The 23938-nt window shown below is 66.1% G+C and carries 20 protein-coding genes; 13 read left to right on the top strand and 7 right to left on the bottom strand.

Annotated features, from left to right (window positions below; genetic code table 11):
* Positions 1-1616: bifunctional homocysteine S-methyltransferase/methylenetetrahydrofolate reductase (locus VGQ44_12725; protein HEV8447685.1), on the top strand; the 1616-nt coding region annotated here is incomplete at its 5' end.
* 270 nt (positions 1617-1886) lie between these two features.
* Here the strand turns inward: VGQ44_12725 and VGQ44_12720 are convergent.
* From VGQ44_12720 to VGQ44_12690, 7 genes are read right to left on the bottom strand one after another with little or no spacing between them, the layout of a single operon-like run.
* Complete coding sequence (locus VGQ44_12720; GenBank protein HEV8447684.1) at positions 1887-3197, bottom strand: FAD-dependent oxidoreductase; 1311 nt, start codon at positions 3195-3197, stop codon at positions 1887-1889.
* Positions 3194-4222, bottom strand: a complete 1029-nt coding sequence (locus VGQ44_12715; GenBank protein HEV8447683.1) for an SDR family oxidoreductase — start codon at positions 4220-4222, stop codon at positions 3194-3196. Before VGQ44_12715 ends, VGQ44_12720 begins: the two co-directional genes overlap by 4 nt.
* 32 nt (positions 4223-4254) lie before the next feature.
* Positions 4255-4926, bottom strand: a complete 672-nt coding sequence (locus VGQ44_12710; GenBank protein ID HEV8447682.1) for a PIG-L deacetylase family protein — start codon at positions 4924-4926, stop codon at positions 4255-4257.
* Positions 4927-4936: 10 nt separating this feature from the next.
* Positions 4937-5710: a sugar phosphate nucleotidyltransferase gene (locus VGQ44_12705; protein ID HEV8447681.1), complete on the bottom strand. Its 774-nt coding sequence runs from the start codon at positions 5708-5710 to the stop codon at positions 4937-4939.
* Positions 5707-7035, bottom strand: coding sequence for an SAF domain-containing protein (locus VGQ44_12700; GenBank protein HEV8447680.1), 1329 nt, complete (start codon positions 7033-7035; stop codon positions 5707-5709). Before VGQ44_12700 ends, VGQ44_12705 begins: the two co-directional genes overlap by 4 nt.
* A complete protein-coding gene (gene rfbC / locus VGQ44_12695; GenBank protein HEV8447679.1) occupies positions 7035-7592 on the bottom strand; it encodes a dTDP-4-dehydrorhamnose 3,5-epimerase in 558 nt (185 codons plus the stop codon). The genes VGQ44_12700 and rfbC overlap by 1 nt, the downstream gene beginning before the upstream one ends.
* Positions 7593-7612: 20 nt before the next feature.
* A complete protein-coding gene (locus VGQ44_12690; protein ID HEV8447678.1) occupies positions 7613-8656 on the bottom strand; it encodes a glycosyltransferase family A protein in 1044 nt (347 codons plus the stop codon).
* A 366-nt stretch (positions 8657-9022) separates the two neighbouring features.
* On the opposite strand from VGQ44_12690, the gene VGQ44_12685 reads away from it, so the two are divergent.
* From VGQ44_12685 to VGQ44_12630, 12 genes are all read left to right on the top strand, one after another.
* Positions 9023-9508, top strand: a complete 486-nt coding sequence (locus VGQ44_12685) for a CbiX/SirB N-terminal domain-containing protein (protein ID HEV8447677.1) — start codon at positions 9023-9025, stop codon at positions 9506-9508.
* 38 nt (positions 9509-9546) lie between these two features.
* Entirely contained in the window at positions 9547-10683 is a 1137-nt protein-coding gene (locus VGQ44_12680; GenBank protein HEV8447676.1) for an acyl-CoA dehydrogenase family protein, read from the top strand.
* Entirely contained in the window at positions 10683-11654 is a 972-nt protein-coding gene (locus VGQ44_12675; protein HEV8447675.1) for a quinone oxidoreductase, read from the top strand. The genes VGQ44_12680 and VGQ44_12675 overlap by 1 nt, the downstream gene beginning before the upstream one ends.
* Positions 11655-11745: 91 nt before the next feature.
* Positions 11746-12594 carry a hypothetical protein gene (locus VGQ44_12670; protein HEV8447674.1) on the top strand — a complete coding sequence of 283 codons (849 nt, stop codon included), beginning with the start codon at positions 11746-11748 and terminating at the stop codon, positions 12592-12594.
* A gap of 18 nt (positions 12595-12612) precedes the next feature.
* Complete coding sequence (locus tag VGQ44_12665; protein HEV8447673.1) at positions 12613-14301, top strand: amidase; 1689 nt, start codon at positions 12613-12615, stop codon at positions 14299-14301.
* A gap of 168 nt (positions 14302-14469) precedes the next feature.
* Entirely contained in the window at positions 14470-14802 is a 333-nt protein-coding gene (locus VGQ44_12660; GenBank protein ID HEV8447672.1) for a PadR family transcriptional regulator, read from the top strand.
* 32 nt (positions 14803-14834) lie between these two features.
* On the top strand, positions 14835-17543 hold the full coding sequence (locus VGQ44_12655; protein ID HEV8447671.1) for an ADOP family duplicated permease: 2709 nt from the start codon (positions 14835-14837) through the stop codon (positions 17541-17543).
* A gap of 225 nt (positions 17544-17768) precedes the next feature.
* Positions 17769-18557, top strand: a complete 789-nt coding sequence (gene bla, locus VGQ44_12650) for a subclass B3 metallo-beta-lactamase (protein ID HEV8447670.1) — start codon at positions 17769-17771, stop codon at positions 18555-18557.
* Between the two features lie 2 nt (positions 18558-18559).
* On the top strand, positions 18560-20536 hold the full coding sequence (locus VGQ44_12645) for a M1 family metallopeptidase (protein HEV8447669.1): 1977 nt from the start codon (positions 18560-18562) through the stop codon (positions 20534-20536).
* A 76-nt stretch (positions 20537-20612) separates the two neighbouring features.
* On the top strand, positions 20613-21098 hold the full coding sequence (locus tag VGQ44_12640; protein ID HEV8447668.1) for a DoxX family protein: 486 nt from the start codon (positions 20613-20615) through the stop codon (positions 21096-21098).
* A complete protein-coding gene (locus tag VGQ44_12635) occupies positions 21095-21859 on the top strand; it encodes a creatininase family protein (protein HEV8447667.1) in 765 nt (254 codons plus the stop codon). Before VGQ44_12640 ends, VGQ44_12635 begins: the two co-directional genes overlap by 4 nt.
* A 78-nt stretch (positions 21860-21937) precedes the next feature.
* Positions 21938-23935 (top strand): GMC family oxidoreductase, encoded by a 1998-nt coding sequence (locus VGQ44_12630; GenBank protein HEV8447666.1) that lies wholly within the window; start codon positions 21938-21940, stop codon positions 23933-23935.
* The last annotated feature ends 3 nt before the right edge of the window (positions 23936-23938 follow it).

Below are 23938 nucleotides of genomic sequence, written 5' to 3'. Positions count from 1 at the left end.
TGAATCGCGCCGCCGCGAAAGTCGCGCGCGACGCGGCCGACGGGCGCGCGCTCGTCGCTGGAGCCGTCGGACCATTGGGCATTCGCCTCGAGCCGTACGGTCCGACGAGCAAGGACGAAGCGCGCGCGATCTTCAAGGAGCAGATGGAAGGCCTCGCCGACGGAGGCGTCGATCTCTTCATCCTCGAGACCTTCTCCGACCTCGATGAGATCGAGCAGGCGATCCTCGCCGCGCGCGCCGTCGACGCCAAGAAGCCGATCATCGCGCAGATGACGATCGGTGCCGACGGCCGCACGCCATACGGCGCCGAGACGGACGTCGTCGCGCGGAAGCTCGACGCCTGGGGCGCGGACATCATCGGTCTGAATTGCTCGGTGGGCCCGCAGACGATTCTCGAGTGCGTCGAGAAGATGGCGCCGGCGACGCGCCGCAAGCTGAGCGCACAGCCGAACGCCGGCATGCCGCGCGATGTCGGCGGCCGCAGCATGTACATGGCGAGCCCCGAGTACATGGCGACCTACGCGCGCCATCTCGTGCAGGCAGGCGCCAAGATCGTCGGCGGCTGCTGCGGGACGACACCGGAGCACATCCACGCCATCGTCGAAGGCATTCGTCCGCTCGCGCCGCGCCTGGCCGGGACGGCCGTGATTCACGAGCCGCCACCGGCTACCGGAAACGGTGCGCACGTCGAGCGTCGGCCGCCGGCGTCGGTCGAGGCGGTGCCGTTCGCCGAGCGGTCGCATTGGGCGAAGAAGCTGGCAACGCAGGAGTTCGTGTCGTCGGTCGAGATCGTGCCGCCTCGCGGAGTCGATGCGTCTCGCATGATCGCGGACGTGAGAAAGCTGAAGGAGGCCGGCGTCGACGCGGTGAACGTCCCGGACGGTCCGCGCGCGCAGAGCCGCATGGGCGCGCTCCTGACGAGCGTTCTCATCGAGCAGCAGGTCGGCATCGAGTCAGTCACGCACTACGCCTGCCGCGACCGCAACCTGCTGGGCATGCTGAGCGATCTATTGGGTGCTTCGGCCGTTGGCCTTCGCAATCTCCTCGTCGTGACCGGCGATCCGCCGAAGATGGGTCCCTACCCGGACGCGACGGCGGTCTTTGACGTCGATTCGATCGGCCTCACGAATCTCGTGAGCCACTTGAACCGCGGGTTGGATCCCGGCGGCAACGCGATCGGCCAGCCGACGCGCTTCGTGATCGGCGTCGGCGTGAACCCGGTGGCGATCGACGTCGATCAGGAGATTCGTAGGTTCAGCTGGAAGGTCGACGCCGGAGCTGAATTCGCCATCACGCAGCCGGTGTTCGACGCGGCGCAGCTGGAGAAGTTCTTCGATCGCGTCGGCGGGCAACACATCCCGGTGATCGCGGGGATCTGGCCGTTGGTCTCGGTGCGGAACGCCGAGTTCTTGGCCAACGAGGTGCCGGGGGTGTCGGTGCCCGAGACCGTCATCGCGCGGATGCGGAAGGCGAACGAGAAGTCAAAGGACCACGCGGTGGCGGAGGGGATCGCGGTGGCGCGCGAGATGTTCGAGCGCGTGCGGCCGCTCGTGCAGGGGATCCAGGTGTCGGCGCCCTTCGGCAAGGTCGAGCTGGCGCTACGCGTGCTCGAGTAGGGGCCGAACATCGGGCGATGCATTCGGGAGTCGCCACTCCAGCGGACGTGTCGCCCAGCCGATCGAGATCCGGCGCCCGCTCGTTCCGAACCGCGCGCATCGGGCTTTCCCGCGTTGCGTCCCCAGTCCTAACGCCGGACAGCTGATTGGTCGAGCGGGTCATCGAAGTCCGAACGGGCGGTCAGCCGAACGGAAAGCCCATCGGACTCCGAACGCCTGACCAGCTGATCGGAACTGCGTGTCACCGGACTCCGAACAGCGGATGCAGCACTAAACGCGATCCAACGCCTTCTTCGCCGCTTCCTCGCCGCTGATGAACGCCTGATCCGTCCAGGCGTGGTTCCAGTCGCCGTAACGGCCGCAATAATGGATGCCGACGTCGTTCAGGAAACCGTGAATCGTCGCCACCGCGGCCGGACGATCGACGTCGTAGATGACGTTCGCGTAGCGGTTCATCGCGACGTCCTTCAGCAGGATCTTGTCCGTCTCGCGGATGAACTCCGCCCGGCGCAGATCGGCGATCACGCGCTCGATCAGCGTCGACGGGTCCGGCGGCAGCGGACGGTACTTGTCGGAGAAGTACACCTCCGCCTGGATCGTTCCGCACCCCGGCGGCGCGTTTCGCGGCGAGAACATGTGCGGGAGATTGACCCGCGAAAAGATGATGTCTTCGTCGTAGAAGTACGTGATGCCGGCGTTGGAGAGATCCTCGCGGTCGATGCCGAGGTTGATCAGCACCGCCGTCGTGAAAGCCAACTGCTTCGCGGCACTTCGCACGTCGTCCGGCGCGCGCGCGATGAGCGGAATGAGCTCGGGCAGCGGGATCGACGAAACAACCCGGTCGTACGATTCCACCTTGCCGTCGGCGAAGCGAAGTGTCTTCGCCATGGGATCGATCTCGACGAGCTTGTGGTCCAGTCGCATCTCGTAGCGACCGGCGAATGCCTCGAGGTACGTCTTGAAGCCGCCGACCTTCGGATAGCGGAACATGTCGACGTAGTGCGCGCCGTTCACCTGCTTCGCGCCGGCGATCGCGCCGCGGAACACCTCGTCCAGACTCGGACGATACATCCGCGGCCCGATCCAGTCGGTCGTCAGGCGGTCCATCGTCGTCGTGTGGTACTTGTGGCCGTAGACCATCGGAAAGGTGCTGGCGAAAGTCTTTCCGTACGCGCCGACGAGCCACTCCGCGTAACTCGCGTCCGGAGCGAGCGTGCTTCCGAATTGCGAGGCGTATTCCGTCAGAATGTCGACACTGAGATCCGGCGGCAGCTTCGCGAGGTTGCACTGGACCGGATGCGGAATGCGCAGCCCCTTCCAATAGTTGTCCGCGCCAAGACGCCGCTCTTCGAACTCGCCCTTTACGTTCTCGGCGAGGATGTCCCGCACGTGGGCGTGCTTGGTGAACGACACGTGCCCGCCCTCGTCGAACACGAACCCGCTGTCGTAGCGGAGCGAGTGCGTGTGGCCGCCATAGTACGGATTCCGGTCGTACATGACGAACGGCATCCCCGCGGCCTCGAGCGCATGCCCCGCACCGAAGCCGGCCATGCCCGTGCCCAACACGGCGAAACGAGTCACGACGCTTTTCTCCAACGCAGGTCCGAATCGACGCGGCCCTGCTCGAGTAGACGAAGAATCGATTTGACGCGCGAGTAGCGAGCCCCTTCCAAATCGTCGCGCGTGAGTCCGACGGCCACGAATGCGTCGCGCAGCTGATTGATGCCGCGCTCGACGTTCCACGTCGGCTGGAACGCCGGTACCAGGCGCGTGATCTTCGAGAAATCGACGCGGTAACAGCGCGGATCGGGGCCGGCGCCTTCGGCGAAGCTCACCTCGCTGCGCGGAACGGCGCGCTGCACCATCTCGGCGACGGTGCGAATGCGATAGTTCTCGCCCTGCCGCCCGACGTTGAACGCCTGCGCATGGATGGCCTCGCGCGGCGCGACGAGAATTGCCGCGAATGCGCGGCAGACGTCCTCGACGTGGACGAGAGGACGCCAGGGCGAGCCGTCGCTCTTCAGCACGACCTTGCCCGTGGCCACTGCCCAGCCAACGAGATTGTTCACCACGACGTCGCCCCTCAAGCGCGGCGACACACCATACACCGTCGCGTTGCGAAGAAACGTCGGACTGAAATCGTCGTCGGCCACCTCGAGGAGGCCTGCCTCCACCGACACCTTCGACTCGGCATACGGCGTGATCGGTGCGAACGTCGCCTGCTCGTCGAGCACGTCGTCCGGGCTCGACGCGCCGTAGACGCTGCACGACGACGAGAACAGGAAACGCCGGACGCCGGCGTCCTTCGCGAGCCGCGCCAAATGCAGCGACGCGCGGTGGTTGATACCGTATGTGCAATCCGGATTGAGATCGCCCACCGGGTCGTTGGACAGCGCGGCGAGGTGCACGACGGCGTCGAAACCGGCAATGTCGCCGGGGCGCACGTCGCGCAGATCGCGCTCGATCACCGGAACGCGCGGTGTGTCGTCGCCGAAGGCGCAGTCACGGTAATAGCGCGTGTCGAGCCCGACGACCTCGTGTCCCTCGGCCGTAAGAAACGGAGCGAGGACCGCGCCGATGTAGCCGTCGTGTCCCGTCATCAGCACCCGCAAGCGACGCCCTCCTTCCCCCCACCCCATCAGCGGGACCCGCCGGGTGCGACGAGCAGCTTGCGGGCGTGAAACGCCTCGGCGTACCCCTCGGGCGCCGCGCATTCGACGCCGCGCAGCCGCATGAGACCGTCGAACGTCTCCGCGGTGAACCACCGCTTGCGGCGCTGCGTCGGGAAGGCCGCCATCAGATGCCGCACCTTCCGCCGGCGAATCGCCGCGTCGAGAGGAACGAACACGTTGGGGCGCCCAAGATCTCCGTCGTATTTCGGGATTTCGTACTCGAGGATGCAATAGTCGCGGAACGTGTTCCATGTCAGCTCGGACACCGCGCGATGGTCCTGATGGGCGTCATCGCCGCGGTGCGTGAAGATCAGGTCGGGATCGATGCGGCTCTTGAGCAGCTCGAACCGCTCTTTGATCGCCGCGCCCTCGAACGGAAAGAAGCCGTCGCGGAAGTCGGCAACCTCGATCTCCAGCTTCGCGGCGCCGCGCATCAGCCGCGCGGCGCTGGTCCGCGCCTCGCTCGCGCGGCGTGGGTCGCCGCTGAACACCACCCAGTGCACGTGCACCCGGCGCCGCTCGGCCACGAGACGAAGCAGCGTTCCGCCGCATCCGATCTCGATGTCGTCGGCGTGCGCGCCGAGGCAGAGCACCGCGAGGGGACCACGCGGAGAAAGGCCGAGCGTGAACGACAGCATGTCGTCTGTCTTATTTTCGACCGTTTTCCCACGGCGGGCCGCCGCGGGCGTACAACTCGTCGAGTTGTTGCTTGTCCTTGAACGTGTCCATCGCCTTCCAGAAGCCGTCGTACTCGAAGGACATCAACTGGCGGTCGGCGATCAACCGGGAGAAGGGACCGTCGACGAGATCCTCGCCCTCGCGAAGATAGTCGAAGATCTCGCGGCGGAAGATGAAGAAGCCGCCGTTCACGCGGACGCGAGCGGCACGGACGTCGGTGAGCGCGGTGACGAGACCGTTGGACGTCGCGACGTAGTGGTAGCTGACGTTCGGCGCGACCGTGACCATGGCCGCGACGACTTTCTTTTCGCGGAACCGTTCGATGTAGCTCGACAGATCCAGATCCGTGAGGCAGTCGGTGTAGTTCGCGAGAAAGATCTCCTCGCTCTCCACGTGGCGGCGCACCTGACGCAGCCGCTCGCCGATCGCTGTCGTGGGGCCGGTGTCGGCAAAGGTGATTCTCCAGTCCTGGATGTCAGTGTGCAGCAGCTCGACCTTGCGGGCGCCGTCGGTCAACACGAAGTCGTTCGACAGCGCTTCGTTGTAGTTCAGGAAGTACTGCTTGATCACGTCGCCCTTGTAGCCGAGGCAGAGCACGAAGTCCGTGTGGCCGTGGTGGGCGTAGTACTTCATGAGATGCCACATGATCGGACGATATCCGATCGTGACCATCGGCTTGGGGAGATTCTCGTCGTAATCGCGGAGGCGCATCCCCAGCCCTCCGCAGAAGAGCACGACCTTCATCGCGTTACCAGGTCTCGCTCGAGCGCCGGCCGCGCGGATGCTTGCGACCCCGCCGGCCAACGTTGCTGCTGTTCGCCCCAGAGTTTGTCGCTCAAGCGCTCGGCCGGCATGCGCACGTCCGCCATCGTGAGCGCGCTGTCCTTGGCAACGTCTCGAGCCAGAGTGCACCCCTCGGCGAGGCCGATCGGGAGCGCGTTGATGCCGCGCGCCGCCGACGAATTGTCGATCAGGCCGTACGTGCAGAACCCGCCGATCGCGTCCAACTTCTCACCCGCGCGCAGGTCCCGCTTCGCGACGGCGAGGACTTCGCAGCGTGGTCCGTCGAGCGGCGTCACCGTCGCGTCGTTGAAAAGCGCGGCGCGCCCGATGGTCGACGCGATTTGCAGGTGCGGGAGGTGGAAGGGGGTGAAGAACACGTGGAACGGGCCGTCGCCCATTCGATAGTACGTGAGCTGGGCTGACTTGAGAGGATTCGTCTCGTGCACGATGGCAAACCCGCCGGTGCGCGGTTCGGCACCGAGCGAATAGTCGACGATTCCACCGTCGAGCATCGCTTCGGCGGGAAGCAGCGTCGCCAATTCGCGGACGTCCTTGCACGGCGGGCCGTACATGCCGCGACGTCCGACGTGGAAGCCAGTCGCGTTCGCGAGAACGGTCGTTTCCATCGACAGCTTGGTCGCGTCGGCGAACGACGTCACCTTCCAGACGTTCTGGTCGTAGCGCGCGGCGAACTCGCGCTGGGTCTCGGGCGTCCGGTAGTGGTCGACCATTCCCTTGATGTTGCCGGCTGCCACGACCTTCATGCCGATGCCGCGCAGATAGCGCACCAGCGTCATCGCGACGCCCGGCTCGTCGCCGTCGGTGTTCGTGATCACGACCCCCGCGGCGTCAGCCTTCGTCTTCAGAATCGGCCCGACGAGCGAGTCCAGCTCGGCGTTCACGATCACCGTGTGCTTCTTGTGATCGATCGCGTCGAGCACGAGGCCGGCGGCGAAGTCGATCGAACCCGTCGCCTCGACGATCAGGTCGATCTCGGGCGAGCGCACCAACAACTCCGCGTCGTCGGTCAGCACCGGAACGCCGCGACGGATGCTTTCCGCAGCGACGCCCGGTTGATCCGTGTTTTTCCAGTTGGCGATGCCGGCCTCGCGAAACGCGCGCTCGGCGTTGGCCGGCGTTCGGTTGGCGATTCCCGCGAGGCGGATGCCCGGCACCGGCGTGCCGAGTTGGAGAGCGATCGCGCGTCCGGTGGCTCCCGCGCCGATCATGCCGACCCGGATGGGACGACCGTCGGCCTCACGACGCCGCAGCGCAGTGTCGAGCATCAGCGTGCCGCCTCGAGGGGGGAAAGGTGATCCTGCAGCGATGGCCAGCGCGAATCCTGCTCCGAGATCGCGGTGGGCGGCAAAGGCCATTCGATGCCGACCGACGGATCGTCGAATTTCAGGCCCCGTACGGCGCTCGGTTCGTATACCGCTGACGTCATGTAGTAGATGTCGGAATCGTCCACGAGTGTCTGGTATCCCGTCGCGCATCCGCGCGGAACGAACAGCATGCGCGCGTTCTCCGCCGAAAGCTCAGCGCCGGCCCAGCGCCCGAACGTCGGCGACCCCTGGCGCAGGTCGACCAGCACGTCGAACACCGCGCCTCGCGTGCAACGCACCAATTTCGCTTCGTCATGGGGTGCCGCTTGATAGTGCAGACCGCGTAGGGTGCCGGCGGCACGGCTCGTTCCAATGTTGGCCTGGAGCGGGACGAAGTCGATGCCGAGCGCGGTGAACTCGTTCGTGCACCACGCCCGAAAGAATCTTCCTCGATGGTCGGCGTGGGGAGATGGATCGATCGTCCATGCCCCACGAATGGGAAGTTCGGTGAAGTGCATGCCGGGTGGGCGGGGGGGGGTTACCGGGTCAGCGCTTTGACGGGGGCCGGCGCGGTGGCGTGCGATCCAGCATCCTGCGCGCGCGAGAACATTCGCTTCGCGAGCGGAAGGAAGGTATTGAGCGGATTCAGCGCTTTGTCGACGACGTGGAGCGATACGTATTTCCTGAGTCGCGCGTGGTCGATGCCGCGGCCGAGATCCGTGGCGAGACGCTCGTGGAAATCCCAGAACTCGTCGCCGCGGGATTCGAACAGGCTGCGCGCCAGCATCTTGTAGTAGAGGTGCTCGACGCGGCGCCGGCGCCTCTTGTACTCGACGGGCGACAGGTAGACCGGTCCGAAACGCGTCACGAGGTCGACGACTTCGGCGGGACGGGCCGTGACGCGCTCCAGGTACGGCGTGGTCGCCGCCTGCTGGTCGCGCCGTTGGAAGGACAGCACCTGGTACACGAACCCGAAGTCGTGCCGCTGCATGACGTCGAGATAAGCGTCGGTGTCGCCGTGGTAGATGCGCGGGTTGCAGAACGGACGCTTCGCTCGAACGACGTCGGCTCGAATCAGCGACGCCGATGGACCGCCGAAGGAGTCGATTCCCTCGAGGAGGTAGCGGCGCGCCGCCTCGCGTCCCGTCCAGAATGGTGCGCCGTAGGGCAGCCCGTCGAACACGACTCGGTTTTCCCTCAGCATGTACGACGACACCATGCCGATCGTCGGATACGCCTCGGCGACCGCGACCAGCTCCGTCAGACAGTTCGGGAAAAGCCAATCGTCGGCCATCAGGATCTTGCAGTACGCCGCGTCATCGGAGATCAGCGTGAACGCCCGATTGTGGCTGTCGACGACGGAGACGAATTCGGTGGCGTGGTAGACCCGCACCCGGGGATCGTTCCGCGCGAACTCCTCGGCGATCGCCGCCGTGCCGTCGGTGCTGCAGTTGTTCGCGATCGTAAGGTTGAAGTTCGCGTAGGTCTGGGCGAGCACACTGCGAATGGCGTCCGCGATGGTATCCTGGCCGTTGTAGACCGGAATGACGACGCTGACGAGTGGCGATCCACTGGTTGCCATTTTTACGACCGGCGGAATGTCTGACGCGGCACCGTCGTTCGACGGCCCTGGTGTGGAGCTAATTCTTCGCAAGGACCCTGCTTCCTGCAATAGACAGATTCTGCCGCTGCCTAATCTCTGGCCACCACTATAACCTACTGTAAATCATAGGTTTGCACACGCAGCCCAAGACGATGCAATTCCAATTCTCGCGGCCCGATTTTCGATATGTGTTGCGCCAGTCCAACAAAGATCGTGGCAGCAGCGCGCCACCCAAGCGTGTGATTGACCGCCCCCCACGTCGGTGATGCGCGGCACAGTCATGATACGTTAGCCGAGAGCACTCCCAACACGGAACCGGGCGTCGCTCGGCAGTATATTGTCGCGGTGCGCGCGATATTGCTCATCGATCATGGATCGGTAAAAGCCGAGGCCAATCATATGGTCTCGTGCATGGCCAACCTCTTACAACACGTGGTGGGAAATCAGGTTGTGGTCCGCCACGCGCATATGGAGCTCGCGGAGCCGTCCATCGGCGCCGGGTTCGCGGACTGTGTCAGCGCCGGCGCGACCGAGGTGATCGCGTTTCCATATATGCTTTCACCGGGCAAGCACGTGACCCGCGACGTTCCGAGGCTCGTGGCTGAGGCCGCTCGGGCGTTTCCCGACACGGCCTACCGCGTGACCGACGCTTTCGGCGTCCACGAGAAGTTGGCGGAGTTGATCGCCCTCCGCGCCGGCATCGAGGTCGCCAACGCCGTCGACGCCGCGGACGCCTGCCGCTGCTGGGAACCGAACGGCCAGGTCGGGTCGTGCGGAGCGGCCTGCGCGGCGCGTGCCGGGGCGAGTGTTTCGCTCGAGCACTCGACGTAGGAAATTCCATCCCGCCTATGTCGCTATCTCACGCTCCGTTGACGATCCTCTCCGACGACGAAGCGGCGTTTCGTGACGCCGTCGCCGGTTTCGCCAAAGACGAAGTGCGCCCGCGCGTGCAGCAGATGGAGCGCGACGGCAAGATCGACCGCGCCCTGATCGACAAGTTCTTCGAGATGGGCCTCATGGGGATCGAGGTCGCCGAAGACTACGGCGGCGCCGCCGGCTCGTGTGTGATGGTGGCGATCGGCGTCGAAGAGATCAGCAAGATCGATCCGGCGGCGGCGATTCTGATGGACGTGCAGAACACGCTCGTGAACTACCCGATTCGTTCTTACGGCAGCGACCATCTTAGGTCGACCTATCTGCCGCGGCTCACATCCGAGAAGGTTGGCGCATACGCGCTCTCGGAGCCGTCGAGCGGATCGGATGCCTTCGGCATGCAGACGCGCGCCGAAAAGCGCGGATCCTGCTGGGTGCTGAACGGACGGAAGATGTGGATCACGAACGGCGCCGAAGCCGAGATCTACGTCGTCTTCGCGAACGCGAATCCGCCGGCCGGCTACAAGGGGATCACGGCGTTCGTCGTCGAGCGCGGGTTCGGCGGGTTCAGCGTCGGCAAGAAAGAGGACAAGCTCGGGATCCGCGCGTCGAGCACGACCGAGCTCATTCTCGACGAGGTCGAGGTCCCGGAGCAGAACGTGCTCGGCCCCGTCGGCCAGGGATACAAGATCGCGATCGAGACGCTCAACGAAGGCCGGATCGGAATCGGCGCGCAGATGATCGGCGTCGCCGCCGGCGCGTTGCATGCGGCGACCGAGTACGTGAAGGAGCGCACGCAGTTCGGCAAGAAGCTCTCCGATTTTCAGGGTATCCAGTTCCAGCTCGCGCAAGCGCGCACGGAGCTCGAGGCGGCGCGTCTCATGGTGTACAACGCGGCGCGGCTCAAGGATGCCGGCCACGACATCGCGATGGAAGGCGCGATGGCGAAGCTCTTCTCTTCGCAAGTCGCCGAGCGGGTGACGTCGGTCTCGCTCGAGCTGTTCGGCGGATACGGCTACACCAAAGACTACCCGGCCGAGAAGTTCTACCGCGACGCGAAGATCGGCGCGATCTACGAGGGCACGAGCAACATGCAGCTGCAGACGATCGCCAAGGCGATGCTGCGCGGCTGATGCGAGCGATCCGTTTTCACGAGACGGGCGCGCCGGACGTTTTGCGCCTCGAGGAGGTTCCCGACCCGACACTCGGCCCCGGTGAGCTGCTGATCGACGTCGAGGCCGTCGGCGTGAACTTCATCGAGATCTACTATCGGGAAGGCTGGTACCCGATGCCGCTCCCCTCGACACTCGGCGGCGAAGCGGCCGGCACCGTGCGCGCGGTCGGTTCGGGAGTGAGCGGCTTCAAGATCGGCGACCGTGTCGTGTCGCAGAACGTTCGAGGGTCGTACTCCGAGCGCGCGGCCCTACCGGCGGCGAGCGCGGTGATCATTCCCGACAACGTCTCGTCGAAGACGGCCGCCGCGATGTGGCTCCAAGGCATCACGGCGCACTATTTGTCGACGTCTCTCTTTCCGATTGCGCCGGGGCATCGTGTGCTCGTCCACGCGGCGGCCGGTGGCGTCGGTCTGCTCTTGTGTCAAATGGCGAAACGGCATGGCGCGTTCGTGATCGGAACCGCGTCGACGCCGGAGAAGCGCGCGCTGGCGCACGACGCCGGCGCCGATGAGATGATCGATTACACGACGCGGGATTTCGCCGTGGAGACTCGACGGATCACGGACGGCGCCGGCGTGCACGTCGTCTACGATTCGGTCGGCAAAACGACGTTCGACAAATCGCTCGATTGTCTCGTGCCGCGCGGCACGATGGCGTTGTTCGGTCAGTCGAGCGGACGCGTGCCGCCGTTCGATCCGCAGATTCTCAATCGAAAGGGATCGCTCTTTCTCACGCGTCCGACGGCCGCGCACTACGTCGCGACACGCGCCGAGCTGGAGCAGCGCGCCAAGGACCTGTTCGATTGGCTGGGCAGCGGGCATCTGCACGTGCGTATCGGGGCCGAATTCCCACTGGCGCGCGCCGCCGACGCGCATCGCGCGCTCGAGGGGCGACAAACGACGGGCAAGGTACTGCTCTTGCCCGGCTGACGGGCGCCACGAACCCTTCCGGCATCGGCCGGGGTACGTGCGCCTAGTGCAACCGCCGGCTCGCCGCCGGTCGGAACAGGTCGGAGGTTTCGTGCCTACTCGCGTCTCGTTTTCGCCGCGTCGTGCGCTCATGGTGGCCGCATTGGCCGGCGCCGCGCCGTTTTACACCATCGCGTCGGCCCAAGGAACGCGCGCTTTCATTCGAGTGACGGCGCGCGACTCGAGCGGCGCCCCGATTCGAAACGCGGAGCTCGCCGTCGTGCGCGGCCTGCACGACGTCATCGCGCACGGCGCCACCGACTCGGCGGGCGGCGCCGTGTTGAGCGTGGAGGGGCTGCGCGACTCCACCGATCTTCAGGTCGTGATGCGCAAGATCGGGTACCAGCGGGGCGATCATTTCTTCCCGCTCTACCCGCACGACACCGTGAACGTCAAGATCGTCGTCGGTGTCGTGTCGGCGCGGCTGCCGACGATGGAGGTGCGCGCCGCGACCGACCTGCGATGGAAGAGCTATCACCTCGACGCCGACGACATCGCGAACAGCGATGCGCCATTCACCGACGCGTGGGACGTCGTGAAGCGGCTGCGGCCGGACATTCTGCGCAGTCGCGGCGGATGCGCGACCGGTGTGCAGGAAGTGTGGATCAACGGCAAGCGCATCGTGTTGCCGCTGGAGCCGATCGGCATGGCCAAGACGCGCGCGTTCGTCGGCGCGCCGCCGGACACGCGCGTCAGCTACATCCCGATTTCCGTTCTCTCGGACATCGCGCCCGAACACGTCCAGGAGATGATGTACCACGACTGCTTCGACCACTCGATGGCGGCCGTGGGGAGCGTGAACGCGCTGTTCGTCACGCTCAAACCGGGTGTGGCGTTTCAGCGGGACGTCGGTAGTTTCGTCGTCGATTCGAGCACCGACAACAAAACCAATCCGCGCTGATGCGCAGGTGAACGCTCCGTGACCGACGACCGCGACGACAAGACCACAATCACCCGTCGCGGGTTCGTCGGCGCGACGCTCGCCGCCGCCGTGATGGGCGGGTCGACGCTCGGCGGATCGGCCGCGGGCGGTGCCTCCACCGCGCCGACATCCGGCGCGAAGCAGCAGGTCCCGGCGTTCGCTCTCGACGAGCTGACGATCGAAGAGCTGCAGGGACGCATGCAGTCCGGGCAGGACACGGCGCAATCGCTCTCACGACAGTATCTCGAGCGCATCGCCGCCATCGATCAGCGCGGCCCCTCCATCAACTCGGTCATCGAGCTCAATCCCGACGCGCTGGCGATCGCGCGACTGCGCGACGAAGAGCGTAAAGCCGGCAAGACTCGCGGGCCGCTGCACGGCATTCCGGTGTTGATCAAGGACAACATCGACACCGCCGACCACATGCATACGACCGCCGGCTCTCTCGCGTTGGCTGGTCACATCGCCGCGAAGGATTCGTGGGTCGCCGAGCGCTTGAAAGCGGCCGGCGCGGTGATCATCGGCAAGACGAACTTGAGCGAGTGGGCGAACTTCCGTTCGACGCACTCGTCGAGCGGGTGGAGCGGACGCGGCGGGCAGACGCGCAATCCGTACGTGCTCGATCGAACGCCATCCGGCTCGAGCTCCGGATCGGGCGCGGCGACGGCGGCGAACTGCTGCGCGGTCGCCATCGGTACGGAAACGGATGGGTCGGTCACGTCGCCGTCCGCGGCGTCGGCGCTCGTCGGCATCAAGCCGACGGTCGGGCTCATCAGCCGCGCCGGAATCATCCCGATCGCGCACAGCCAGGATACGGCCGGGCCGATGGCGCGCACCGTCCGCGATGCGGCCATTCTGCTCGGCGCACTCACCGGCGTCGATCCGCACGACTCGGCGACGCGGGCGAGCATCGGGGGGGGACGTTCACAGACGGACTACCGAACATCGCTCGACAAAGACGGCTTGCGCGGAGCGCGGATCGGCGTCGCGCGCAAGCGATACACCGGCTATTCGCCCGAGACTGACAAGGTGTTCGCGGCGGCACTCGATCTCATGCGGCAGCATGGCGCGACGATCGTCGACCCGGCCGACATCGAGACCGCGGGAAAGACGGAGGACTCCGAGTTCGAGCTGCTGCTCTACGAGTTCAAGGCCGATTTGAACGCGTACCTCGCGGGCGTCGAGCCGAGTGTCGGGATCAAATCGCTGGCCGACGTGATGGCGTTCAATACGAAGAACGCGTCGCGCGAGCTGCGCTACTTCGGCCAGGAAATCATGGAGCAAGCGGAGAAGAAGGGGCCACTCACCGAGAAGAAGTACCTGGACGATCTGGCGAACAACCGTCGCTTGATGGGCGCGCAGGGAATCGACGCGACAATTGGCAAGCACAAACTCGACGCGATCGTCGCGCCGACGCAGGGCCCGGCGTGGCTCATCGATCTGGTGAACGGAGACGCCGGCGGCGGCGGATCGTTCACCGCACCCGCCGCGGTCGCCGGCTACCCGCACGTCACTGTGCCGATGGGCCAAGTGCGGGGACTTCCGGTCGGGATCTCGTTCGTCGGCCGCGCATGGAGCGAGGCCACGCTGCTCAAGCTGGCGTACGCATTCGAGCAAGCGGCGCCGGCGCGGCGGAGGCCGACGTTTGAGGAGACGGTGGTTCTGGGGAGTACGCTGCGGCCGTAGCGGGTGGACGGGTGGACCGCGAGTAATCAGACATCGGACGTCTGAGCGCCCGACTCTCACGCCTCAAACAGTTCCGGTCCACCGGTCCACCCGTCAACCTGTCCACCGCCCCCTTGCGCTTCTACAAGACGGCTTGTACCGTCTTGTAGAAGTGCAAGGGGAGCTTCCATGGGCGACGACAAACTCGACCTACCGCAGGGGACACTCGATCTCCTGATTCTCAAAGCGCTCTCGCTCGAGCCGATGCATGGCTGGGCGATCTCCGAGCGCATCCACGATGTATCGCGGGCGACGCTGCAGATCCCGCAGGGGTCGCTCTACCCCGCGCTCCACCGGCTCGAGCGCCGGGGGTGGATCCGCGCCGAGTGGGGCGCGTCGGACAACAACCGCAAGGCGAAGTACTACGAGCTGACCAAGGTCGGGCGCAAGCAGCTCGCGACCGAAGCCGAAGATTGGGCGCGCCTCACCGCGGCCGTCGCGCTCGTGCTTCGAATGGATTGACGCCAAGGCGTCGGGTTGGAGGGAGACGGATCATGATTGTCGAATTCTGGAGTGACCTGCGTTTTCGCCTCCGCGCGCTCTTTCACCGCGCGGATGTCGAGCGCGAGTTGGACGCCGAGCTGAGAGACCACATCGAGCGCGAGGCTGAGAAGCTCCAGCGCGGTGGAATGCCGCGCGACGCGGCGCTTCGCGCGGCGGCGATCGCGTTCGGCGGCGTCGATCGCTTCAAAGAAGACTCGCGCGACGCTCGCGGTGTGACGTGGCTCGAGCACGTATCGCAGGACGCCAAGTATGCGCTGCGCGGCATGCGCAATCGGCCGGCATTCACCGCGGTCGTCGTCGCGACGCTCGGACTCGGCGTCGGCGTCAACGCCGCGATGTTCGGTGTGGTGGATCGTGTCCTGTTCCGGGCGCCGAAGTATCTGATCGATCCGAGCTCGGTGAATCGCGTCTACTACAGGTTCTCGAACGCGCAGGGAGAGCGGTTTTTCGACCGAAGCCTCGAGTACAAACGCTATCAGGATTTGGCGCGGACGAGCGCGTCCATCGCGCAGGCGGCGGCGTTCGGATATCGGCAGATGGCGGTGGGCGACGGCGAAGCGACGCAGCCACGGGTCGTGGCGATCGCCAGCGCGAGCTACTTCGACTTCTTCGATGCCCGCCCTGTCCTCGGCCGGTTCTACACGGCACAGGAGGACTCGCTGCCGGCCGGCGCCGCGGTGACGGTGATCGGCTACGGGTTCTGGCAGACGGAGTACGGCGGAGGCCGCGACGTTCTCGGGAAGTCGATCCGTCTCGGGACGCGCCTCTATACGATCATCGGTGTCGCACCGCCGGGCTTCGAGGGCGTGAGCGACGGTCGCTTGCCGATCGCGTTCATGCCACTGACGACGCACGCGGCGTCCGTCGCGCCCGATTTTTACCAGAACTACGGCTGGAGCTGGCTCGATGTCATTGTCCGCCGCAAGCCCGGCGTCAGCAGTGCCGACGCGACCGCCGATCTCACGAACTCCTATCGTCTGAGCTGGGAGGTCGAGCGATCGACGAGCGGCGACGTGGCGCCGGTCGACGTCGCGCGCCCCGAGGTCAAGGCGGGGCCGCTGCAGCTGGCGCGCGGGCCGATGGCTGGACCGGAGGCCAGGGTGCTCGGCTTGATCGGCGTAGTCGCATTGGTCGTATTGCTGATCGCTTGCGCAAACGTGGCGAATCTGCTTCTGGCGCGCGCCCTGCGGCGACGACGCGAGCTCGCCGTGCGGCGCGCGATCGGTGGAACGCGAGGTCGACTGGTCCAGCAACTGCTCACCGAAATGGCGGTGCTGGCCGGCTTCGGCACGATCGCCGGCTTGGTCGGCGCTCAACTCGCCGCGAAAACGTTTCAGAGAATGCTCGTCGCGACGGCCGATGACTGGCCCGTGGTGAGCGACACGCGCACTCTCCTCTTCGCCGTCGCACTGACGGCGGCGACCGCGATCCTCGCCGGCATTCTACCCGCGCTCGACGCGGGGCGCGGCGACCTTGCCGGGTCGCTCAAGGCGGGGACGCGCGAGGACGGCTATCGGCAATCGCGCTCTCGGTCGATCCTTCTCGTCACGCAGACGGCGCTCTCGGTCGTACTCCTCGTCGGCGCCGGCCTGTTCGTGCGAAGCCTTCAGGCCGTGCGTGAGCTCCACCTCGGCTACGACGTCGATCGAATCGTGTACGTCGAGGGAAGCATGCGCGGGGTGAAGTTGCCGCGCGAGCGTCAGCGCGCGTTGGCGAATGATCTCGTGCAAACAGCGAGCAGTACGCCGGGCGTCGACGACGCGACGCTGGTCGTCTCGGTGCCGTTTTATTCGTCGGAAGGGCGCAGTCTGTACGTCGCGGGGATCGACTCCGTCCGCAGGCTCGGACGCTTCGCGTTGCAGGCCGGATCGCCCGGCTACTTCGCGACGATGGGCACGCGAATCCTGCGCGGCAGGGGCTTCTCCGTCGAAGACCGCGCCGACGCGCCGCGAATCGCGGTGGTCAGCGAAGCCATGGCCAAGGTTCTCTGGCCCGGACAAGACGCGATCGGAAAGTGCTTCCGGATCTCGAACGACACCGTTCCCTGTACCACAGTCGTCGGCATTGCCGAGAACATCAAGTCACGCGCGCTTCGCAGCTCGGAGGCCGATCTGATGTACTACCTGCCGATGGCGCAGTACACCGCCTCGTTCGATCCGCCGATGCTCGCGATGTTCGTGCGCGTCCACCGCCGGCCTGAAGACGTAAGTGGGCCGCTCCGCACTCGGTTGCAGCCGCTGATGCCGCCACCCGCTGCGTTGCGCGCGCGTCCGTTGCAAGGGATCATCGACCCGGAGACACGGGCGTGGCGGTCCGGCGCCACGATGTTCCTCGGATTCGGCGCGCTCGCGCTGGCTCTCGCGGGCGTGGGTCTTTATGCCGTGATGGCGTTCTCCGTCGCGCAGCGAAACCGGGAGATCGGTGTGCGGATCGCGCTCGGCGCCGAGTCGGGCGACGTGATGCGGCTGGTCGTGGGTGAAGGCCTGAAGGTCACCGCCGCCGGCGTGGTCGTCGGTGTGGTCCTCGCCGTTTTCGGCGCTGGGAAGATCGGATCGCTTCTTTTTCAGGAGTCGCCGCGCGATCCCGTTGTTTACCTCGCGGTGGTCGGAACGCTGCTCATCGTCGGAACGCTGGCGAGTGCGATCCCGGCTTCGCGCGCGGCGCGTGTGGATCCGAACGTGGCGCTAAGAGACGAGTAGTTCGCGGGGAGGCGGCTCGAGGCTGAACGGGCCGCCGAGTCTCCGCTCGGGGGCGATCCCCGCGGCGGGCTACGCGAATCGCTCCGCGCTCGCCAAGTTCATGCGATGCGTACATCGGTCGCCCTGCTCGCGTTCGCGCTGTTGGGTCGCTCTTCGCTGGCTGCCCAGAGTCCAACTGATTCCGCCCGGCGCGCTCGCGAGTGTTCGAGTTGCGCAGTGTGGAACGTGCGGCAGAAGCCCTTTCGAATCTTCGGCAACGCGTACTACGTCGGCACGCACGGACTTTCGTCGATTCTGATCACGTCGCCACACGGACACGTTCTGATCGACGGCGCGCTGCCGGAATCCGCGCCACTCATTCTGTCCAACATTCGCGCCCTCGGCTTTCGACCGGAGGATGTGAAACTCATCCTCAACTCGCACGCCCATTACGACCACGCGGGCGGTATCGAGGCGCTGCGAGAGGCGACGGGCGCGACCGTCGCGGCGAGCCGCTGGAGCGCGAGCACGATCGAAGCCGGCAAAGGGATTCCCGGCGATCCGCAGCTCAGCATCGTCTTGCCCTATCCATCCGTTCCCACCGTGCGCCCGATCTCCGACGGCGAGGTCCTCCGAGGCGGGGACGTCGCGCTCACCGCGCACTTCACCGGCGGCCACACTCCCGGTGGAACCACGTGGACATGGAGATCCTGCGAAGGCGGGCGGTGCGCGGACCTCGTCTACGCGGACAGTCAATCGCCCGTTTCGGCGGACGATTTTCTGTTCACGAGGAATACGACATACCCGAGCGCCGTCGCCGATTTCGAGCACTCGTTCTCGGTGCTCGAGAGTCTCTCGTGTGACATCTTGTTGACTCCGCATCCCGGCGCCTCGAACGTTTTCGAGCGCCTCGCGTCGCGCGACTCCGGAAATGCGAATGCATTCGTCGACCCCGACGCGTGCCGGCGCCTCGCGAAGGACGCTCGTCGTCAGCTCGACGAGCGAATCGCCAAGGAAAAAGGAACCGGCCGCTGACGATGAGAAGAGTCCTCGCGTTGCTCGCGGCGCTCGCGATCGGCGGCTGTTCGCAGCTGCGTTGGCCTCGGCGCGCGCCGCCCGCTCCCGCGCCGGTCGCGACTCCCGCGCAGCGTCCCACGCCCTACCCCGTGTTCGAGACGCACGCGTTCGCGAAGGCGGTGGAGCGCGGCACACGCACGCGGACGGGCGAGCCCGGGCCGACATATTGGCAGCAGTACGCGCACTATACGATCGACGCCGAGCTCGTCCCCGCGACGAGCCGGATCAACGGCCGTGAGTCGGTGCGGTACTACAACCGGTCGCCGGACACGTTGCGCACGCTGTGGATCGAGCTCGATCAGAATCTCTTCGCGCCTTCCTCGCCGCGCGTTGTCGCGACGCCGGTCACCGGAGGCACGGAGATTCTGCGCGTCGCCGCGTTTGGGCAAGCGTTGGCGAGCCGCGACACCGGCACGGGCTATTCGGTGCGCGCAACGAACATGGAGCTTCGGCTTCCTCGCACGCTTGCGCCGCAGGATTCGGTCGACCTCGACATCGCGTGGGCGTTTCAACTCCCTCCCGACGGCGCGCCGCGCGAAGGCACGACCGGCGACGTCTTCATGGTGGCGTACTGGTATCCGCGTCTCGCCGTCTACGACGACGTCGGTGGTTGGCAGAACGACCCGTACCTCGGCGCGGCCGAGTTCTACATGGGGTACGCGGACTACGACGTGAACCTCAGCGTGCCGCAGGGTTGGTTGGTCGCGGCGACCGGCGAGCTGACGAACGCGGATCAGGTTCTCTCGAAGCAGACGCGCGATCGGCTCACCGAAGCGCGGCGATCGAAGGACGTCGTGCACGTCGTGCGCGAGCAGGACCGAGGCGTCGGCGCGACGAAAGCGACGCTGACCGGGTTCGACAAAGCGCTCACCTGGCGTTTTCGCGCTCGCAACGTGCGCGACTTCGACTGGGGCGCGTCGCCGAATTATCTCTGGGACGCGACCGTCGCCGTCGTCGGCGATCGGGACGGCGACGGCAAACCGGACACGACGCGGATCAACACCTTTTACCGGCCTGCCGCGCGAAAGTGGTCGTGGGACCTGTCCGGCGACTACGAGCGCGACGTCATCGAATTCTTGTCGCGCTATCTGTGGCCCTACCCGTGGCCACAGATGACCGCACTCGAAGGCCCGGTTTCGTGCGCGGGCATGGAGTATCCGATGCTCACGTGCATCGGCGGCCCGCGCGACACGCTGCTTCTCTACTCGGTGCAGGTGCACGAGACGGCACACATGTGGTTCCCGATGCAGGTCGGATCGGACGAGCGGCGGTACGCGTGGCAGGACGAAGGGCTCACGCGATTCAACCAAGCGCAGGGAATGCAGGCGTTCTTCAAGGGGTACGACCGCGAGGGGCCCGCGCGCGACAGTTACCTGCAGCTCGCGCGGACCGACGGCGAAGTGCCGCTCATGCGCCCCGGCGATCAATATCCGTACGACGGGCGGGCGTACAGCGTCGCGTCGTACGACAAGATGGCGACGAACATGCGCGCACTGAGGGCGCTGCTCGGCGACTCGGTCTTTCTCTCGGCGTATCGCACGTACGGCCTGCGATGGCAATACAAGCACCCCACGCCATATGACTTCTTCAACACATTCAATTCGCTCGCGGGGCGCGATCTGTCGTGGTTTTGGCGCACCTGGTGGTACGAGACGTGGACGCTCGATCAGGCGATCGGCGCCGTGCAAACGGTGAACGGCAAGCTGGACGTGACCGTCGAAGACCGCGGACTCGCGCCGATGCCCGTCCGTTTGGCGGTCACCCGCCGCGACGGCCGCGTGGAGCGCCGTGAGATTCCCGTAGACGTTTGGCTGACCGGCGCGAAGCGCTACTCGCTGACGCTCGACGCGCCAGAGACCGTCACGGCCATCGAGATCGATCCGGAGTCGGCTTTCCCCGACATCGACCGCTCCAACAACAAGTGGGTGCGACGCTGAACGAGTTGGCGAATTGAACGACGAAGGTTTCTGAGTTTCCGGCGCGCATGGCCGGCGACTTGCGACGAACGCGAGCATGGCTTTTCGCGCACATCGCTATCCGCCGGTCGTCGAACCGCCTGAAGAGCGACTTCCCGCTGCCGCGCCCGCGTTGGCTCGCGGAGCGCCCGAGGCGCTCAGCGTCCTCCGGATCGTCGCCGCGCTCGTCTATTGGCAACACGGATTGCAGAAGCTGTTCAACTTTCCGCCGTCGCCGCGCGGACCGATGCCGTTCGTGTTCGATTCGCTGATCGGCGTCGCCGGGGTCATCGAAACGTTCGCGGGAGTCCTGCTGATTCTCGGTCTGTTGACCCGTCCCGTCGCGTTCATCACCTGCGGCGAGATGGCGGTCGCCTATTTCAAGGCGCACTTCCCGCGCGGGTTTTTCCCGATCAACAACATGGGTGAAACGCCCGTCCTGCTGTGCTTCATCTTCCTGCTGCTCATTTTCGCCGGGGCGGGACCGTGGAGCCTGGACGCGCTGATCGCCAAGCGACTCTGGCCCGTTAAACTTCGGGCGTGACAGAACGTCCATACGTGCTCGCCGAGAGCACGTGGAAACAGGTTCGCGCAATCGAGTATTCCGCCGCCGTGCTCCCCTGGGGCGCGACGGAGGCGCACAACTATCACCTGCCCTACGCGACGGACAACGTTCAAGCGGAGCAGGTCGCCATTCGCGCCGCCGAAAGAGCATGGGCGAAGGGGGCCCGCGTCGTCGTGCTGCCGACCGTTCCGTTCGGGGTGAACACCACCCAGCTCGACATCCCACTTTGCCTCAATGTGAATCCGAGCACGCAACTCGCGCTGCTCACCGATCTCGTGGCATCGCTCGACGGACAGGGCGTGCACAAGCTGCTGATTCTGAACGGGCACGGCGGCAACGACTTTCGGCAAATCGTACGCGAGCTGCAGCCGAGAACTCGCGTGTACATGTCGGTGATCAACTGGTGGTCGTGCGTGGACGTGAGCCGCTTCATCTCGGAGCCCGGCGACCACGCCGGCGAGGCCGAGACGAGCGCGATGCTCCACCTCGCGCCGGCCCTCGTCCGACCGCTCGGCGAGGCGGGGGCCGGTCGCGCCAAAGCGTCGCGTCTCCGCGGCATTCGCGAGGGATGGGCGTGGGCTCCCCGCCGATGGACGCAGGTCACGTCGGACACTGGCGTAGGCGACCCGTCCAAGTCGACGGCCGAAAAGGGTGAGGCGTACGTGACGGCCGCCGTAGAGCGGATCGGCGACTTCCTCGTCGAGCTCGCGGCCGTATCGCTGGACGACCTCTACGAATGACGACTCGATAGCGATCGCGCGACCGAGATAGGCGCGCCGCCTTCCATTCGAGGCCATGTCTCGGAAACTTTGTGGGCGATGACGGGCTCACCCCGCCCACTCTCCGAACGCGAACGGACTGCGCTGACCGCGGTCTGCGATGCATTGCATCCCTCTCTCTCTCCTGAGGGAGCGGACGACCCCACCCTATTCGCGGCAAGCGCGACCAGCCAGGGTGTCCCTCGCGCGGCCGAGGAGGCGCTCGAGCTTCTCGCGCCGGCGGATCGCCGGCAGCTGCTGCGGCTGTTGCGCCTGTTGGAAGGACCGCTCGTCGGCCTAACGATTGGAAAGCCACGCGGCTTCTCGGCGATGAAACCGGCTGACCGAGAGCGCCTGCTTCGCTCGATGTCCGCGAGCCGCCTCTCGCCGCTCCGCAGCGGATTCCAGGCGCTCAAGCGTCTTTCGAGTTTCTTGTACTACAGCGCGACCGACAAGACCGGGCACAACGCCGTGTGGCCGCGCATCGGGTACACACCGTCGCCGCGCGGAATGGTCGGAGCGAGCGCCGTGCGGAGCATGCGCTACGACACCGACGCGATTGTCGACTGCGACGTGTGTGTCGTCGGATCGGGGGCGGGCGGCGGGACCGTCGCGGGAGAGCTCTCGACGCGCGGGTACAAGGTCGTGCTGATAGAAAGCGGGCCGGGCGACCAGGCGCCGAACTTCTCCCAGGGTGAGCTCGACGGAACGCGGCGCTTGTATCTCGACAGCGGTCTCACGTCGTCGCACGACCTCGGAGTGGCGATTCTCGCCGGCTCGTGCCTCGGCGGGGGCACGACGGTGAACTGGCAGACCTGCCTTCGCACGCCGGACTACATTCGCGATGAATGGACGGAACGGTCGGGGTGCGGGCTATTCACGAGCGATCAGTTCACGCGCGCGCTCGACGTCGCGTCGTTACGACTCGGCGCGTCGCGCGACGAAAGTGAAGTCAATCCGAACAACGCGGTGATTCAGCGGGGCTGTCACGCCCTCGGCTACGAGTGGTCGGTCACGGAGCGAAACGCCCGCGGCTGCGACCTCGACCAGTGCGGCTACTGCGTGTTCGGGTGTCGAGCGGGCGGAAAGCAGTCGACCGTCGCGACGTATCTGCAGGCACTGCCGCGCAGGGGCAAATCCACGATCGTCACCGACTGCCGGGCGGACCGGCTCATAATAGAGCGCAACCGAGTCGAGGGCGTCGTCGCGAAGACCGTGGTCGCGGCCGGCTCGCTCGTCACCACGGAGATCAGGGCAAAAGTGGTCGTCGTGTGCGCGGGCGGACTCGGCACGCCGGCGCTGCTCGAACGTTCCGGGGTCTCGCTGCCGCAATTGGGCCGCAACCTGTTCTTGCATCCGACGACCGCCGTCGCGGGCGTATACGCGGACCCCGTCGAAGCGTGGCGCGGCCCGCCACAATCGATCATGTCCGCGCAGTTCGCGCGCGTGAACGGCAACTTCGGTTTTCGGCTCGAGGCGGCGCCGACGCATCCCGGCCTTCTCGCGCTCGCGGCGCCGTGGGCTTCGGCCAGGGCGCATCGGCGAATAATGCAACGCGCCTCGCACGTCGCGTCGACGATCGCGCTGACACGCGACGCGTCCAGCGGTCGGGTACGCACGCGGGGCGACGGCAGCGTCCGCGTCGACTACAGCCTCGGCAAGGCGGAGCGAACGCTGGTCGCGCAGGGAATCGCCGCCGCGGCGCGAATGCATTTGGCTGCCGGAGCCGACGAGGTGCACACGTTGCACACTCGCGGCTTGTCGCTCGCGAAATCCGCGGCGGCCGCGGACGTGGACGCATTTTATCGCCGCATCGAGAGCGAGCCGGTGGATCGGAACTGGTCGTCGCTGTTCAGCGCCCATCAGATGGGGACGTGCCGCATGGGGAGCGACGCGTCGACGGCCGTGTGCGACGAACGCGGCCAGGTGTTCGGTGTATCCGGTCTCTATGTCGCGGACGCCAGCGCGTTTCCGGCTTCGAGCGGGGTGAACCCGATGGTCACCGTGGTCGCGATCGCAACGTGCGTCGCCGAGGGAATCGCGAACGGTGAGGAGTGACGC

Source organism: Gemmatimonadaceae bacterium, from assembly GCA_036003045.1.
In the GTDB taxonomy this organism is placed as follows: Bacteria; Gemmatimonadota; Gemmatimonadetes; order Gemmatimonadales; family Gemmatimonadaceae; genus JAQBQB01.
This window is presented reverse-complemented; position numbering and strand designations above follow the sequence as displayed.

Bases quoted from the DNA above. Each gene is read 5' to 3' on its own strand.
- VGQ44_12710 (HEV8447682.1), bottom strand. From the start codon at position 4,926: ATGCTGTCGTTCACGCTCGGCCTTTCTCCGCGTGGTCCCCTCGCGGTG.
- VGQ44_12705 (HEV8447681.1), bottom strand. From the start codon at position 5,710: ATGAAGGTCGTGCTCTTCTGCGGAGGGCTGGGGATGCGCCTCCGCGAT.
- VGQ44_12700 (HEV8447680.1), bottom strand. From the start codon at position 7,035: ATGCTCGACACTGCGCTGCGGCGTCGTGAGGCCGACGGTCGTCCCATC.
- rfbC (HEV8447679.1), bottom strand. From the start codon at position 7,592: ATGCACTTCACCGAACTTCCCATTCGTGGGGCATGGACGATCGATCCA.
- VGQ44_12690 (HEV8447678.1), bottom strand. From the start codon at position 8,656: ATGGCAACCAGTGGATCGCCACTCGTCAGCGTCGTCATTCCGGTCTAC.
- VGQ44_12675 (HEV8447675.1), top strand. From the start codon at position 10,683: ATGCGAGCGATCCGTTTTCACGAGACGGGCGCGCCGGACGTTTTGCGC.
- VGQ44_12660 (HEV8447672.1), top strand. From the start codon at position 14,470: ATGGGCGACGACAAACTCGACCTACCGCAGGGGACACTCGATCTCCTG.
- VGQ44_12655 (HEV8447671.1), top strand. From the start codon at position 14,835: ATGATTGTCGAATTCTGGAGTGACCTGCGTTTTCGCCTCCGCGCGCTC.
- VGQ44_12645 (HEV8447669.1), top strand. From the start codon at position 18,560: ATGAGAAGAGTCCTCGCGTTGCTCGCGGCGCTCGCGATCGGCGGCTGT.
- VGQ44_12640 (HEV8447668.1), top strand. From the start codon at position 20,613: ATGGCTTTTCGCGCACATCGCTATCCGCCGGTCGTCGAACCGCCTGAA.
- VGQ44_12630 (HEV8447666.1), top strand. From the start codon at position 21,938: ATGACGGGCTCACCCCGCCCACTCTCCGAACGCGAACGGACTGCGCTG.